This window comes from Lysinibacillus sp. FSL M8-0355 (assembly GCF_038008985.1).
GTDB classification, from domain to species: Bacteria; Bacillota; Bacilli; order Bacillales_A; family Planococcaceae; genus Lysinibacillus; species Lysinibacillus fusiformis_D.
Window position 1 is genome coordinate 1,270,387 of sequence record NZ_JBBPAI010000001.1, and the last position, 14,101, is coordinate 1,284,487.

The window sequence follows — 14,101 nt, forward strand, 5'->3', positions numbered from 1 at the left end:
AAAGTGTCTTTTCCTCTATCTTTCATACTAGTCGAAGTGATCAAAATAGCCCATTATTTGTATAATTAAAGAATAGAGGTTCTTATTTTCATTGTAGAGAAGTGATGAATGACAACACCTCTTCAAATAAAGTGAATACCCTTCACTTTATTTGAAGACCTTTGCTAAAAAGGTACCATTTTTATGGATTGGAGTGGAAAGCAAGTAGCGTGCAACGGAAATCCATTTTCACCTGTCACAAAAATGCTATGGATGGTTTTGTTTTTTAACACTATGCAAAGAGGCGGAAAAGTTATTATCTATTTTCGCTATTTTCGAAATAATCGAGTTTCTTCCCAGCCTCGTTTCCTTCCTATTAAAATTTCTGTTTATCATAATATAATATTGATATACTAGTTTTAAAGAAAAAAACTATACTAATTGTGTATAAAAATTCAGAAAATTGTAGAGTTGAACCATATGTGTTGTTGCGTTTACAATAGTTTTATAACACGATTATGTTATAAAAACATGAATAGAGTCATTGTTTTTCTATTTAAAGCTCAAAACTTCATTGTTTTTGTAATAGTACTATAACAGAAAGAGGAGGGAGGTATTGAATGAACACTACATGTTTAGCTTATAAAGTATTACAGCAAACGAAGTATAGTGAAAGATAAAATTGGGGAATGCATCATACATAGTTACAAGTTTAAGCAATACTAAGAAATGAGGTTTCAGTCAAAAATGAAAAAGTATTCTGTTAGTACATATATTTATTTCATCATTCCTTCTTTAATTGGTATTTTTCTATTTATGACTCCTGTATTAACGGATGAGGGCTGGAAAGTACCGATTGCCATTTTAGCAAATATTTTAGCAGGTGTAGTGGCTCCAGTCATTAGTTATTTTACGATTATTATGTTTGCAATTTCCGCGTTTGGCGCACTTATAGCTAAATGGATTCCTCGAAAAAATATGAAAGAACCTAGTATTTTAGATACATTGTTTTATGTCAATTGGTTTTGGACGATTACTCGCTTTTTAGGTTTAACTTTTGCTTCGATGGTTGTCTTTCAATTTGGACCTTCTGCCATCAACAATGAAAATACAGGTGGGCTACTGATGGATCCAAACGGTGGACTTGTGACGTTTTTATTTACCATTTTTTTATTCGCAGGTTTCCTTTTACCATTTTTAACAAACTTCGGTTTACTTGAGTTTTTCGGTACAATGATGGTGAGAATCATGAGACCTCTTTTTAAAAGCCCAGGGCGTTCTTCGATTGATGCTCTTACGTCATGGGTCGGTGATGGAACGATTGGAGTGTTAATGACGAGTAAGCAATACGAGATGGGGAACTATACCAAAAAAGAAGCAGCGATTATTGCTACTAGCTTCTCTGTTGTCTCCATCACCTTCTGTATCGTAGTATTGGATACCGTCCACTTGGCACGCTATTTTATTCCTTATTATTTAACAGTAGTACTTTGCGGTGTTGTACTAGCGATTATTATGCCTCGAATTTATCCTCTTGCACAAAAGGAAGATACGTATATCGATGGTACTCCAGTAGACTATTCGCGTGAGGAATTGCCAGAGGGCTATAATTCTGTGTCGCATGGCTTAGAAAATGCACTTGCTATTGCTCATGCAAATCGGGATCCGCGCCAATTTTTAAAAGATGGTTCTAGAAATGTTATTGATTTATGGGTTGGCGTTGCTCCTATTGTTATGGCTTTTGGTACAATTGCCTTAATGCTTGCTGAATTTACCAGTATCTTTGTGATTTTAGGAAAACCATTTGAGCCGATCCTAACTGTACTAGGCTTACCTGAAGCGGCAGAAGCGGCTCAAACAATGGTCGTAGGCTTTGCCGATATGTTCCTGCCTTCAATTTTAGGTGCAGGGATCGAATCAGATGTTACTAGATTTGTCATTGCTGTTGTTTCTGTATCACAGCTAATTTATATGTCTGAAGTTGGTGGACTTATTTTAGGAACAAAAATTCCATTGAAATTTTTCGATTTAGTCGTTTTATTTATATTACGTACACTTATTTCCCTACCAATCGCTGCATTGGTTGGTCACATACTCTTTTAATGAAAAAGCCAAGTCTAGATCGACTTGGCATTTTTCATGAGATAATGATAACTGCCTTTTTTACGTATACATAAATAGATATAATGAGATACAAATTTGGAAAAAGTAATTTAAAACACAAGGAATAGATGCACTTCAATCAAAGAATAAGGGACAACCATTCATAAAAAGAATCAAATAAACAACAGAAACATCCTATTCCTATACAAAATAAGGTTTCTAAAAAGCCTTCTCAATTATGAGAGGGCTATTTTTGATGAGACTTTCCAATCAGATAAGCACTAAAAGGGATAAATGAAATGATTTTGATGAGCAGCATACAGACAAGTAAAGTGGATAAAAAAAGAGAAATGACTTGAAGAGCAGTAGTGGGTAGTAATGCGCTATAGGGAGCTAAATATTCTTGAATTAGCCAGTGAATTAAAAAGATCCCAAAGGAATAGCGACTTAAAATAGGGATAAAAGGGAGCTTAGACAAAACTTGTGCAAACGCCAGTATGCAAAACGTCATCGCCAACACGAATAGCATAATATCAATTCTTCTTGATGTAATCTGTTGGGCACCTAAATAATAATTTGTATATAAAATAGCCATTGCAAGTATGACAGCTATAATTGTGAAATATTTATATTGGACGAGGTAGTGCGTGATTTTTTCATAATGACTACCGATAATATAGGCTAGTGCAAAATATGGGAGCCAGCCGACAAAGAGCAGGCGCATAAAATGTTCATTTTGTATGAAATAATCTATATTGGCATTTGCTAGTGTCATATAGAAAATGCCAAGTAAGAACATAATGGGCGTAAACCAGATGCTGGATACCTGATATTTCTTGACAATATAGAAGAGAATATAGAGTTGAAAAATAGTCATGACAAACCATCCCGAAAAATCTCCTAAAATAATATGGCGATATAATGACTCCCAAAAGCTTTCATCATAATGAAGAGCCGCGTTGGCTGCATATAACATGCCTGCAGCTATAAACGGAATAACAATAAACTGAAAACGACGCCCTATAAAATGGGGAGGTAGCTGATGTTGGTAGCGTTTAGCTAAAATTAAAATGGATAATAAGATAAAAGTGGGTGTAGCGAAACATAATAATAATCGAAAAAACTGATAGTAGGGTTGATCCATATAGCCATTAATACTTTCAATATTGGTCGTTGCATGTAATAACACAATACTCAGGCAAGCTACTACCCTTAAGACGTTCCACTCATACACCATCTTCATCACCCTCATTTTCAGTAAATTGTTAGGCATTTCGTTACCGAATGCAACCTAACTATATATATGAACATGTCTAGCGTGATAAAACCTACCTTACTTGCTATGGCTGAAAATAGTTTATGCCGCAAAATATTATTAAAAAATCCTAGTAACATGGCGAGAGCTCCATTTTTGCATATGTGTCACATAACCACTATGCATATACTGTGGCAAGAGGGGGGGAGGTGAGCTTTTATGAGAATTAATTGGAAGGTTCGTCTTCAACATATTCCATTTCTACTAGGGCTATTTTCATTGTTACTCTTACTCGCACAACAAGTTGCAGCGATTTTTGGCTATGATTTCACAGGGGTAATGAGTGAGCAAATGTCATCTATTTTAAATACAGTTTTATCCATTCTTGTATTAATGGGTGTTATTGTGGATCCAACGACACGAGGCACCAGTGATAGTGAGCGTGCCTTAATGTATAGGAGACCGAGATAAATTAAACAAAAAGTGTAATTTTACAATAAGGATAAATATGTTATACTGTTAGAAAATTGATAAAGTAGGGAGGATGATTGAATGTCTCTTGAATTGGAGCGAAGAATTGCTAAGCTCGAAGAGGAAATGGCAGATTTACGTCAGGAGTTGTCTTCGTTAAAAGGTACACAAAGTACCGAAAAAATAAATACTCTTGATGCCAGACAGTCGATGATCAAGCAATCAGAACCAATAAAACCAAAACCAGCACTGGAGTCGAAGCCTGTCCCGACTAAAGTAACGGAAAAAGAAGTGCAACCGCAGCCATCGATGGAGGAGCGTGTTATGTGGGCACTGCCAAAAGTATTCATGGTTATTTTAGTAATGGGCGTACTTTGGGGCCTAAAACTTGTTAGTGATTATGGTTATGTATCGAATGGCGTGAAAATCATCCTTGCCTATGCATTATCGGTAGGTTTGGCGGTTATAGCCTATGTACTAGAACGTAGAAAAGTAGGCTCATCTGCTATAACGATTTCCTTATATGGCGGGGCATTTATTGTCGGTATTTTAACAACTGCCGCGAGTGCCATTTTATATGAAATCATTGGTCTTACTCCAGCACTAGGCATTACACTTCTTTATATTGGCTATGGTATTGCCATTAGTTATTGGAAGAAAAATGAAGCACTTACCGTTTTTGTAGCCTTTACATCGTTATTGCTACCTTATTTATTAGAATATATGGATTTTAATGCGGTCATTATCTTGCTTTTTGTCGTGATATTATTTGCTTCATTGCAATGGGTCATTTATCAGCACAAGCAAAAGCTAGCTCTCTATATTGCTACATTCTTCTCGGTGCTAGCGGTGAGCGTAGTAGCGTTTATGAATATTGATAAGCAAGTTATCTTCGCATTTGGTTTATTGGTGATTCTATCAATATTTTACGTAATTTGGTGTTTAATGTATAACGCACAATCCAAATGGAAGCCTCTTCATATAGGGCTTCAATTTTCCTTAGGCTCATTTAGTTTATTGCTGATGAATCTTATTATTCGTTCACTTCCGCATGGAGAAATGCTGCTCCTTGTCCTAATGGCTTTATTTGGAGCGGTGGCGTTATATAGCTATCGCCAAAAATGGCAGGAAGTATTGGATAGCGCTGTTACACTCGCATTTATCACCCTATGTAATACGATACTTTTAATGAATATACCAAATAAAGTGGATGATTTACTTTATCCGATGATTGCTTTTGCTGGCGTGATGATGAGTTTGCGACTACGGGCAAGTATGATGAAGGTCGTTTCTTCATTTGTTCTTATCATCACATTCATTTTAAATTTCATCTTTCATGAACCAAAACCATTTTTCAGCATAGATCATTTAAGCTTGTTCATGCCAATTATTTATTTCGTTATTATTTACTTATATGCAAGACGTCCAAAAGAGACACTTACGGCATTTGAAAAGGTCATGAAGGATCTGTATGTGATTGATATTTTAGCAGTGGCCACAACTGGCTATTTCTTAGCCTATATTGGCAAACTAGATACCGTTTATTTTGCAGCAACAAATGGCATTCCATATATGATGTGTATCGTATTAGCTGCCTTATTTACTGGCTCTCTATTTGTAGAGGAAACCTATAAAGGTCGTGCTTTAACACCAGTTCTCGGCTCATTTTTCCTATTATTCTTCTTGATGATCAGCACCAAGCCGACCATGATGGAAAGCTTAAATATTATAACTAGATTGGTATATATGGCAGTCATTGTCGCCATCATCGTAGATATTCTAGTAAAAGGGTTTATTTATCGATTGTATGAAGTGCGTCTGGGGAAATATGTAGATGCTATTGTAAGCACTGGTATCGTGCTCACGATGATTTCAATATGGGGGCTGATCCATCAATTTACGTTTAACAACGTCCTTGATTGGAAGCTAAGCATCGCACTGACAACCATTACATTATTTTTGACGGCAAGCGTTTCCCTATGGATAAGCTCCACACATCAATTAAAAACACTGCGCTCAACAGGTTTTATTCTGTTAGTCATGGCGTTTATTAAGCTAATTTTCTTTGACTTATCTGCCCTTGATTTATTAATTAGAGCTATTCTATTTATAACGATTGGTGGTATTGGCATGCTGCTATCGGGTAGGTTGTTGAAGAAATAAAGAAGAAGAGATTCCAATGCATTTTGGAATCTCTTTTTCTATTGTTCTACTAATTCATTTTCTTTTATTAAAGTGATAGGATCGCCAATTTCTGTATGTCCTGAAGAAGGTGGTTGGATTGTGCCTTCTGTAAATGTAACGGAAGTACCTCCATTAGCTAGTAAATTATCAGAAATAATAGCTCCTTTAATGTGAGCGCCGCCTTCTAAAATGACAGAAGCATTTGGTGCAATAATATGTTGACCATTTGAGTTTGAACCACCATTAAAAGTAACCTTAGTTGCTCCTGCATATATATTCCCCGTTAATCCTATCCCCCCTGTGAATGTTAAATTGGCTTGCTTAGAATAAAGAGAGGCAGCGCTTTGTGTTTCTCCTGCAATTGTGATAGCTGATGCTCCGTTATAATATAAATTTATTTGATTAGCATTACCGTTCCTGTTTAAAGATCCTTTTAGATTAAAAGTATTATTAATATATACATTTAACTTTCCTGTTCCTACAATTTTAATATGCCCCTGTAGTATATTAAAATCTTCGATATATAAATTTTTATCTGTATCTCCTACATTTATAGTCAACGTATTATTTTGATCCACTTTGAACTGTTTGAAATGTGTATCACCATTTAACTGTAAAGTATAGTTATTAGTCATCCAATTATCAGCTAAAAAATGTCCATTATTAATAATGAAGGTTTTGTTGTGTGGATCTTTGATGACTTCTTGATTTGGAGGAACAGGTAATTTTGATAATTGTTGCATTTTCTCTAATGGAAATAAAGGCAGGATACTTGAACCAGGATATTTCCTACTTTGCGTAAGTTTGCTTGATAAATCTCCCATCCAAGATGGATATTGGAAATGATCACTTGAAGCACCTACAGTACCAGAAATAGATGAACCACCATCCAATGAAATTATACCGATGTCAGTAGCTACATCTCCCTTTATGGATGCCCCACCTGTTAGCTTAATATTGCCTTTAGTTTGTACTGCAAATTCAGGGGTAGCAGTATTTAAATTTTCCTCATCATCCCCACCATTATTATTAGTTGTTTCGGCATCAAGAACAAAGTCTACACTTTGCTGTAGTTCTCTTTTTTGTGAAGGCGATTCTCCATATGTACCGATAGAAGTTATCCAATATCGAAGATTCGTATCTAAATCCTGTTTTAGGGTAATCCTGGCAATAGGTTGCATTCCTAGTTGTTCTTCAAAATTATTTATAATGTTTTCGTTATTTAATAGTGGTTCTATTATGCTTTTAATATTCTCTTCATATAATTCTACAAATTTTTCATACTTTTTCTGTTGAATTGGTAAACGATCGTATTCTGCTTTTGCACTTTGATAAGCTTCATTCGCTTTTTCTAATAAAATTGCTTTTTCATAATTTACACCTGCCTCAGCAATGTAATAAATGGATTGATCTTCTCGCTCATGTTTAGAGAGTTTTAAGGAATTTGAAGATACAGCAAGTAAACCTAGACCTAAAATCGTCACTAATACAATGGTTAAAAAAACTAATAAAAATGAAAAGCCTTCATCATTTAGTAGATTTTTTTTCATCTTTTGCACCGTCACCACTCCTAAAAGATAGTTGTGTAGAGATTGTGTGTTCGTTAATACTTTCAATATTAATGGAAATAGAGTCGCCAATACTTGTTAAGGAAAATGAGTGTATATGAGTTGCAATAACCTCGTTGTTACGAGTAATCGTATTTTTTTCAGCATCAAAGATATATGTGTATTGAATAGAACCATCTCTGTTTTTAAATGTTGAATTATTAGGATCATACGTAATGGTTTTTCTCATATCTTTCGTAATGAGCTTTAAAACATAAGACAACTCGGATAGCTGTTCATTATTTTCAAGTTGTTTTTTATTAGTTTCTTTGCTAGACGAAAGTATACTAAAAAGAATTGTTGAAACAATGCTTAAAATTAAGATAACAGCAAGTACTTCCACGAGTGTAAAACCTCTGTTATTTTTTATGAACCTCATGTATTCACTTCCTACTATATATATTTTCCATCTTGCTTTTGAGTACATCGTTCTCATAAACTTCGATAACAATAGTATCTAGATATTCATATTGACAATGGCGCTTAATGGTTAGAATAAACCGTCTATCTTCCATCTGTTTTTCATAGCTCCAAATAGTTGAAAATTTACTATTTTTACTACAACTAATATATTGAGGATTTTCTGTACTTGTATAGAGTAATTGTCTAGCTAGTTGTTCTTCTGTTCTGCCTTTGATTTCTCTAAATATATTTTCCATTTCATTTTGAGCAAGATAGGTAGAATCTACGATTGTGCTAGAAGTTTTGGAAGTTTTGTTAGATTGAATAAATAATCCGAAAAATGAAAGCAATATTATTGTAATTAGAATTAAAGAAGCAACGACTTCAATTAATGAAAAGCCACCTTCATTTTTAAAATATTTTTGCAATAATATCGCCCCTTATAAGTTTTTTGTGTCAAAAGAACCAAATGGTTATTTAGTGAATTATGTATTATGAAAAGAGTAGTTCGAAAAGCGTGATTCTAATCAACTAGTAATAAAGTATTCATAACGATAATATAACATTATATAAGAGATAAACTAGTCTAAATCGTGAAATTTTTATATATTTTGAAGGGGTTATTTAAAATAAATTAGGTTTTTAGTAGTGTAATGTAGTAGTAAATATAGTATTCTAGTATCTGGATGAGCATAAAGTTGCAAACCAATAAATTACGATGTTTAAGGGGGATTGACAGATGAAAAAAATTATAACCATTACTGTATTATTGATTGGAATATTTATACTAGCTGTAGTCTGTCTACCTAATTTTATAATAAATGGGAAAGTTTTTGCTAGTGATGAGACAAAAAGTTCAACAATTGGAGGTATAAAAGTCGGGGGTGTTAATAGTGCAAATTTATTACCAACTGTGGAAAAAGCAATTAAAGACTGGCAGCAAACAGAAATAAATGTTAAAAGTACTAATATCTCTAAGACCATTGACCCGAAACAATTAATTTTTGATACTACTACAGCCATATCACAGTTTGAACTGCTGACAAAAAAACCATGGTATGCCTTTTGGAAAAATGAAAAAATTGTACATATCCCCATTCCTGTAACTGCCAGCGACACTGTTATTCAGGAACTAGATGAAATGGGCATTTTGGATACTGATAAAACGCTTCAAAAAATAATAGTACAAGCAAGTTATTTGAAAGAACATGAGGTTGAGGCAGTAATCAATGCTGCTGCTTTGCAAATGCAAGAAAGGATTGCCTTTCAAATTGCGGATGTACCGACAGATAGTCAAGGGGTTGCAAAACTAATCCCTTTATTAAATGACGTCACACTTGTACCGAACCAGTCATTCTCCTTGCTTTCACTTTTAGGGGAACAGGCTGGAGCTGCGAATGATACAGGTTTAGATTTTGTAGCTTCCATCCTCTATAGTGTAATTCTTCAGACAGAGTATGAAGTTCTAGAAAGACATTCTCAACAAACAAAGCCCAACTATTTACAACTGGGGATTGAAGCGGATGTCAATGCTGCATTAGCGAAAGACTTACAATTTATTAATCGTTCTCATCAGCTTGGCAAAATGCAAGCTACAATTGAGGGCAATCAATTAAAAATAGAAATATTTACAGCAGTAAAAGACAAAGATATAACGGTTCGTATCAGTAAAGATAAAATCGTTAAGCCACGAACTATTTACCGTTATTCAGAAGATTTAAAGGCTGGTCAAGAGCGTGTGGAACAAGAGGGGAAAGAAGGGGTGAGAGTTGAAGTTTATCGTTCCATTGTAGAGAACGGTGCAATGGAAGAACAGTTTATTAGCAGAGATTACTATGCGCCTCAAAATCGGATTGTGACACGTTCATCGCAGGAGCCTATTACAGTCACTCCACCAACAAAAAACGCAGGGCAAAGTATAGCAGATCCTGATTTAGAGATAGATTTAGATGGCAACGGCTTACCTGATATAAAACCTTCAACACCTGAAGAATCTGAGCAAGAAGATGGACCAGAAATTGTCTATGGTTATTATGACAAGGGCGGTAATTTTGTACAAACAAGTCCATAATGATTGGAGGTATTTTTATGGCGATGAAGCCAGGTCGTAAACGTTTAGGGGATTTACTTGTTGAATCAGGCGTTATTACAGCAGAACAGCTAGAGTATGCACTGACTACTAAGTTGAAAAATGAGAAACTAGGTGATTTTCTCATTAAAGAAAACGTCTTAACGGAGCAACAACTCATTGAAGTTTTAGAATTTCAGCTTGGTATCCCTCATATTAGCTTAAATCAATTTTCAATCAGCCCTGAATTATTACAATTAATTCCTGCTGAGTTGGCAAAGCGGACAAATATTATGCCTATCCGCAAAGAGAAAAATAAATTGTTTATTGCGATGGAAGACCCGATGGATTATTTTGCTATCGAAGAAGTCCGTATGACGACAGGTTGTCAGATCGAAACAAGCATTGCTGCAAAAGATGATCTATATCGTACAATTACCAAATATTATGATTTGCAGGAGTCGATGGATGCTGCAATGTTAGATTTAGCGGCAACTAGTACTGAAACGCAAGACGAGATTGAGAGTGAAGATTCACCCATTGTTCGTTTAGTAAATCAAATTATTGCCAATGGTGTAGCACAAAGAGCTAGTGATATTCATTTTGATCCACAAGAAACAGAGCTACGTGTGCGCTACAGAGTAGATGGAGTACTTCGTACAGAGAGGTCATTGCCCAAGCATATGCAAAACGTAGTATTGGCTCGGATTAAAATAATGGGCAATTTAAATATTACAGAAAATCGTATTCCACAAGATGGGCGTATAAAAACGAATGTCAATTTTAGACCAGTTGATATACGATTAGCCACATTACCGACTGTCTTTGGAGAAAAAGTTGTTATGCGTATTTTAGATTTAACCAATTCGTCCAATGATATTGAGAAATTAGGCTTTAGTGCTACGAATGAAGTACTATTCAGGAAAATGATAAGCCGTCCCAACGGCATGATGCTTATTACTGGACCTACGGGTTCTGGTAAATCCTCTACGTTATATGCAGCTCTTTCGCATTTAAATGAGGAAGGCGTCAACATTATTACGGTTGAGGATCCTGTGGAATACCAATTAGATGGCATCAATCAGATCCAAGTAAAGGAAGAGGTTGGCTTAACGTTTGCGGTAGGGTTACGTTCGATTTTACGACAGGACCCTGACATTGTGATGGTAGGGGAAGTTCGTGATCTTGAAACAGCGCAAATTGCTATACGTGCTTCACTTACAGGACATTTAGTGTTAAGTACGCTGCATACTAATAGTGCAGTAGAATCCATCTCACGTTTACATGATATGGGCATTGAACCATTTCTACTATCTTCCTCACTTGTAGGCATTATGGCTCAACGACTTGTACGTAAAGTTTGTCGTGATTGTGCTGAACCATATGTATTCACCTCACGTGAATTAGAAATACTAGAGGAAAATGGGCTGGAAGGTGTTACCCAAGGTAAAAGGGGGCGTGGTTGTCCTGCATGTAATCATACAGGCTATCGAGGACGTATGGCGATTCATGAAATCCTTCCAGTGGATAGAAAAGTGAAGGACATGATTTTAAATCGAGAAGGTGATTTGGTTCTTCGGGATTATATGAATGACAAAGGCTATCACACCCTATTAGTAGATGGACTATTAAAGGTTGTAGCAGGTCAAACAACAACATCAGAAATTTTACGTGTTGCAAGTGTAGATTAGGGGTGATAAAAATGACATCTTATTCAATCGTTGAATTATTAACACGTGCGTTTGAAGAAAAAGCATCGGATCTTCATTTAACAAAAGGTATTCCGCCAGTATATCGTATTCATGGGCAGTTGGAACATTATGGTGCAGATCCATTAGATTCTGAAGAATTAAAGGGAATGGTAAATGCCATTCTCCCTGTACATAAACAACAGGAGTTTGAGGGAAAGGGAGAAACTGACTTTAACTTTTCATTGCCTGGGAAATGTCGATTCCGTGTAAATGCCTATCATCAGCGAAATGAAGTGACAATAGCGGCTCGTTTAATTGAAGCTAAAATTCCATCTATTGAAGCACTTAATATGCCACAAGTGTTATATAAGCTTGCGGAAAAACCACAAGGTTTAATTTTAGTAACTGGTCCAACAGGCTCAGGTAAATCAACTACATTAGCAGCAATGATTGATTATATCAACGAGACAAGATCAAAACATATTATTACTTTAGAGGATCCAATTGAATACTTGCATACTCATAAAAAGTCTATCATTAATCAGCGTGAGGTTGGTGTCGATACAATGAGCTTTGCGAATGGTTTACGAGCATCATTGCGTCAAGACCCAGATATTATTTTAGTTGGGGAGATGCGAGATTATGAAACGATTTCAACGGCTATCACGGCTGCTGAAACAGGGCATTTAGTAATGGCAACACTTCATACAAGTAGTGCACCAACTACAATCGACCGTATTATTGATGTATTTCCACCGCATCAGCAAAGTCAAATTCGAGTGCAGCTTGCGAATGTACTCCAAGGTATTGTTTCTCAGCGTTTATTTATTCGTAAAGATGTAAAAGGGCGCATTGCTGCGACAGAAATTTTAGTACAAGCTCCTGCCATTTCGAATTTAATTCGCAATGAAAAAATTCACCAAATTCCAAGCGTAATGCAGACAAGTAAAGCATTGGGCATGCACACATTAGAATCTTCGATGCAGCACCTGATTACCACAGGTAAGATCTCGCTAGAAGATGCACGGCCATACATGAACGCTGGTGATTATAGTTGACTGTATTTCGTTATAGTGGTCGCACCAAAACAGGAGCACCTAAAAAGGGCATTATTGAAGCCCCAAATAAAAAAATTGCTATGGAGAAGCTTCGTGCACAAGGAATAAATGCGCGAGAGCTTCAAGAATCAAATAGCATTTTACATAAGGACATTGCCATTGGTACAAAAGTGAAGCACCAAGAGTTTGTTATTTATTGTCGGCAGTATGCGACATTAATTCGTGCTGGTGTCCCTGTCGTTGAAGCGACGCGTATTTTGGGTGAGCAAACACGGAATAAACCACTAAAGCGAGCATTGATGCAAGTTGAAGAGGATATTCGGAGTGGGATGGCATTTTCAGATGCAGCAGGCAAACATACCAAAGTGTTTCCCTTGCTTTTTGTCAATATGATGCGTGCTGGAGAGGCTACTGGTAACGTTGACGACACATTAGATCGTCTGGCAAGCACACTAGAAAAGCAATATAACATCAAGAAAAAAATTCAATCGGCAATGACCTATCCAGCAATATTATCCCTTTTAACGCTGGTGGTTGGCATGTTTTTAATGGTTTTTATTGTGCCTACCTTTATGGATGCATTTAAAGATATGGACTTAGAAATGCCGCTAATTACAGTTATTGTTGTTGGTATAAGTGATTGGCTGATTCAGTTTTGGTATCTCGTGATTTTAGGGCTATTAATGTTAGTAGTGGGATCACGTTATTTTTATAAAAATAATAAAGAGTTTCATTATACAGTTAATGTTTTGTTACTCCGCATGCCTATCTTTGGCCAACTTTTACAAAAAGATATTATAGCGAGAATGACGAGAACTCTATCTACTCTTTTTAGTAGCTCGGTGCCGATTTTACAAGCCCTAACGATTGTTGAAAAAGTCGGAGGTAATCCAGTTATGGGAAAAGTAGTGCTGGAGGCCCGCGATAATTTAGAAAAGGGTGGCACATTATCAGAGCCACTTGAAAAAAGCTGGCTATTTCCACCTCTTGTTACACAAATGACAGCAATTGGTGAGAAAACAGGCTCCTTGGATTACATGCTTGAAAAAATTGCTGATTTTTACGAGGAAGAAGTAAACCGTGCCGTCGATACAATGAAGTCACTTATCGAACCTTTAATGATTATAGTACTTGCTCTTGTTGTAGGAGTAATTGTTGCGGCTATATTCTTACCAATGTTCCAACTATATGAAAATATGTAATTTTTAATTATATAAAACTTATTTAGAAATTGAATTAGAAGACCGTGTTTTCACACTTCATATAAAACTACTAAGGAGGAA

At 35.8% G+C, this 14,101-nt stretch carries 11 protein-coding genes; 7 read left to right on the forward strand and 4 right to left on the reverse strand.

What is annotated here, in order from left to right:
- Positions 1–726: 726 nt before the first annotated feature.
- Positions 727–2,082, forward strand: a complete 1,356-nt coding sequence (locus tag MKY46_RS05995) for a YjiH family protein (RefSeq protein ID WP_036128387.1) — start codon at positions 727–729, stop codon at positions 2,080–2,082.
- A gap of 247 nt (positions 2,083–2,329) precedes the next feature.
- On the opposite strand, the gene MKY46_RS06000 is transcribed toward MKY46_RS05995, so the two are convergent.
- Positions 2,330–3,319: an acyltransferase family protein gene (locus MKY46_RS06000; protein WP_340833822.1), complete on the reverse strand. Its 990-nt coding sequence runs from the start codon at positions 3,317–3,319 to the stop codon at positions 2,330–2,332.
- A 237-nt stretch (positions 3,320–3,556) separates the two neighbouring features.
- Between MKY46_RS06000 and MKY46_RS06005 the strand changes: the two genes are divergently transcribed.
- Entirely contained in the window at positions 3,557–3,808 is a 252-nt protein-coding gene (locus MKY46_RS06005; RefSeq protein WP_016991985.1) for a phage holin, read from the forward strand.
- An 81-nt stretch (positions 3,809–3,889) separates the two neighbouring features.
- Positions 3,890–5,971, forward strand: coding sequence for a DUF2339 domain-containing protein (locus MKY46_RS06010; protein ID WP_036128120.1), 2,082 nt, complete (start codon positions 3,890–3,892; stop codon positions 5,969–5,971).
- 38 nt (positions 5,972–6,009) lie between these two features.
- Here MKY46_RS06010 and MKY46_RS06015 read toward each other — a convergent pair whose 3' ends face one another.
- The 3 genes from MKY46_RS06015 to MKY46_RS06025 are packed head-to-tail and all read right to left on the reverse strand — an operon-like array spanning position 6,010 to position 8,429.
- Complete coding sequence (locus MKY46_RS06015) at positions 6,010–7,542, reverse strand: DUF7305 domain-containing protein (RefSeq protein WP_419185198.1); 1,533 nt, start codon at positions 7,540–7,542, stop codon at positions 6,010–6,012.
- Positions 7,520–7,978, reverse strand: a complete 459-nt coding sequence (locus tag MKY46_RS06020) for a type II secretion system protein (protein WP_036128114.1) — start codon at positions 7,976–7,978, stop codon at positions 7,520–7,522. Before MKY46_RS06020 ends, MKY46_RS06015 begins: the two co-directional genes overlap by 23 nt.
- Positions 7,979–7,982: 4 nt before the next feature.
- Positions 7,983–8,429: a prepilin-type N-terminal cleavage/methylation domain-containing protein gene (locus MKY46_RS06025; RefSeq protein WP_036128111.1), complete on the reverse strand. Its 447-nt coding sequence runs from the start codon at positions 8,427–8,429 to the stop codon at positions 7,983–7,985.
- 311 nt (positions 8,430–8,740) lie between these two features.
- Between MKY46_RS06025 and MKY46_RS06030 the strand changes: the two genes are divergently transcribed.
- The 4 genes from MKY46_RS06030 to MKY46_RS06045 are packed head-to-tail and all read left to right on the forward strand — an operon-like array spanning position 8,741 to position 14,020.
- Positions 8,741–10,072 (forward strand): G5 domain-containing protein, encoded by a 1,332-nt coding sequence (locus MKY46_RS06030; RefSeq protein ID WP_036128109.1) that lies wholly within the window; start codon positions 8,741–8,743, stop codon positions 10,070–10,072.
- A gap of 17 nt (positions 10,073–10,089) precedes the next feature.
- Positions 10,090–11,760, forward strand: a complete 1,671-nt coding sequence (locus MKY46_RS06035) for a GspE/PulE family protein (protein ID WP_230593966.1) — start codon at positions 10,090–10,092, stop codon at positions 11,758–11,760.
- Positions 11,761–11,771: 11 nt separating this feature from the next.
- Complete coding sequence (locus MKY46_RS06040; protein WP_036128104.1) at positions 11,772–12,818, forward strand: type IV pilus twitching motility protein PilT; 1,047 nt, start codon at positions 11,772–11,774, stop codon at positions 12,816–12,818.
- Complete coding sequence (locus tag MKY46_RS06045) at positions 12,815–14,020, forward strand: type II secretion system F family protein (protein WP_036128100.1); 1,206 nt, start codon at positions 12,815–12,817, stop codon at positions 14,018–14,020. The genes MKY46_RS06040 and MKY46_RS06045 overlap by 4 nt, the downstream gene beginning before the upstream one ends.
- The last annotated feature ends 81 nt before the right edge of the window (positions 14,021–14,101 follow it).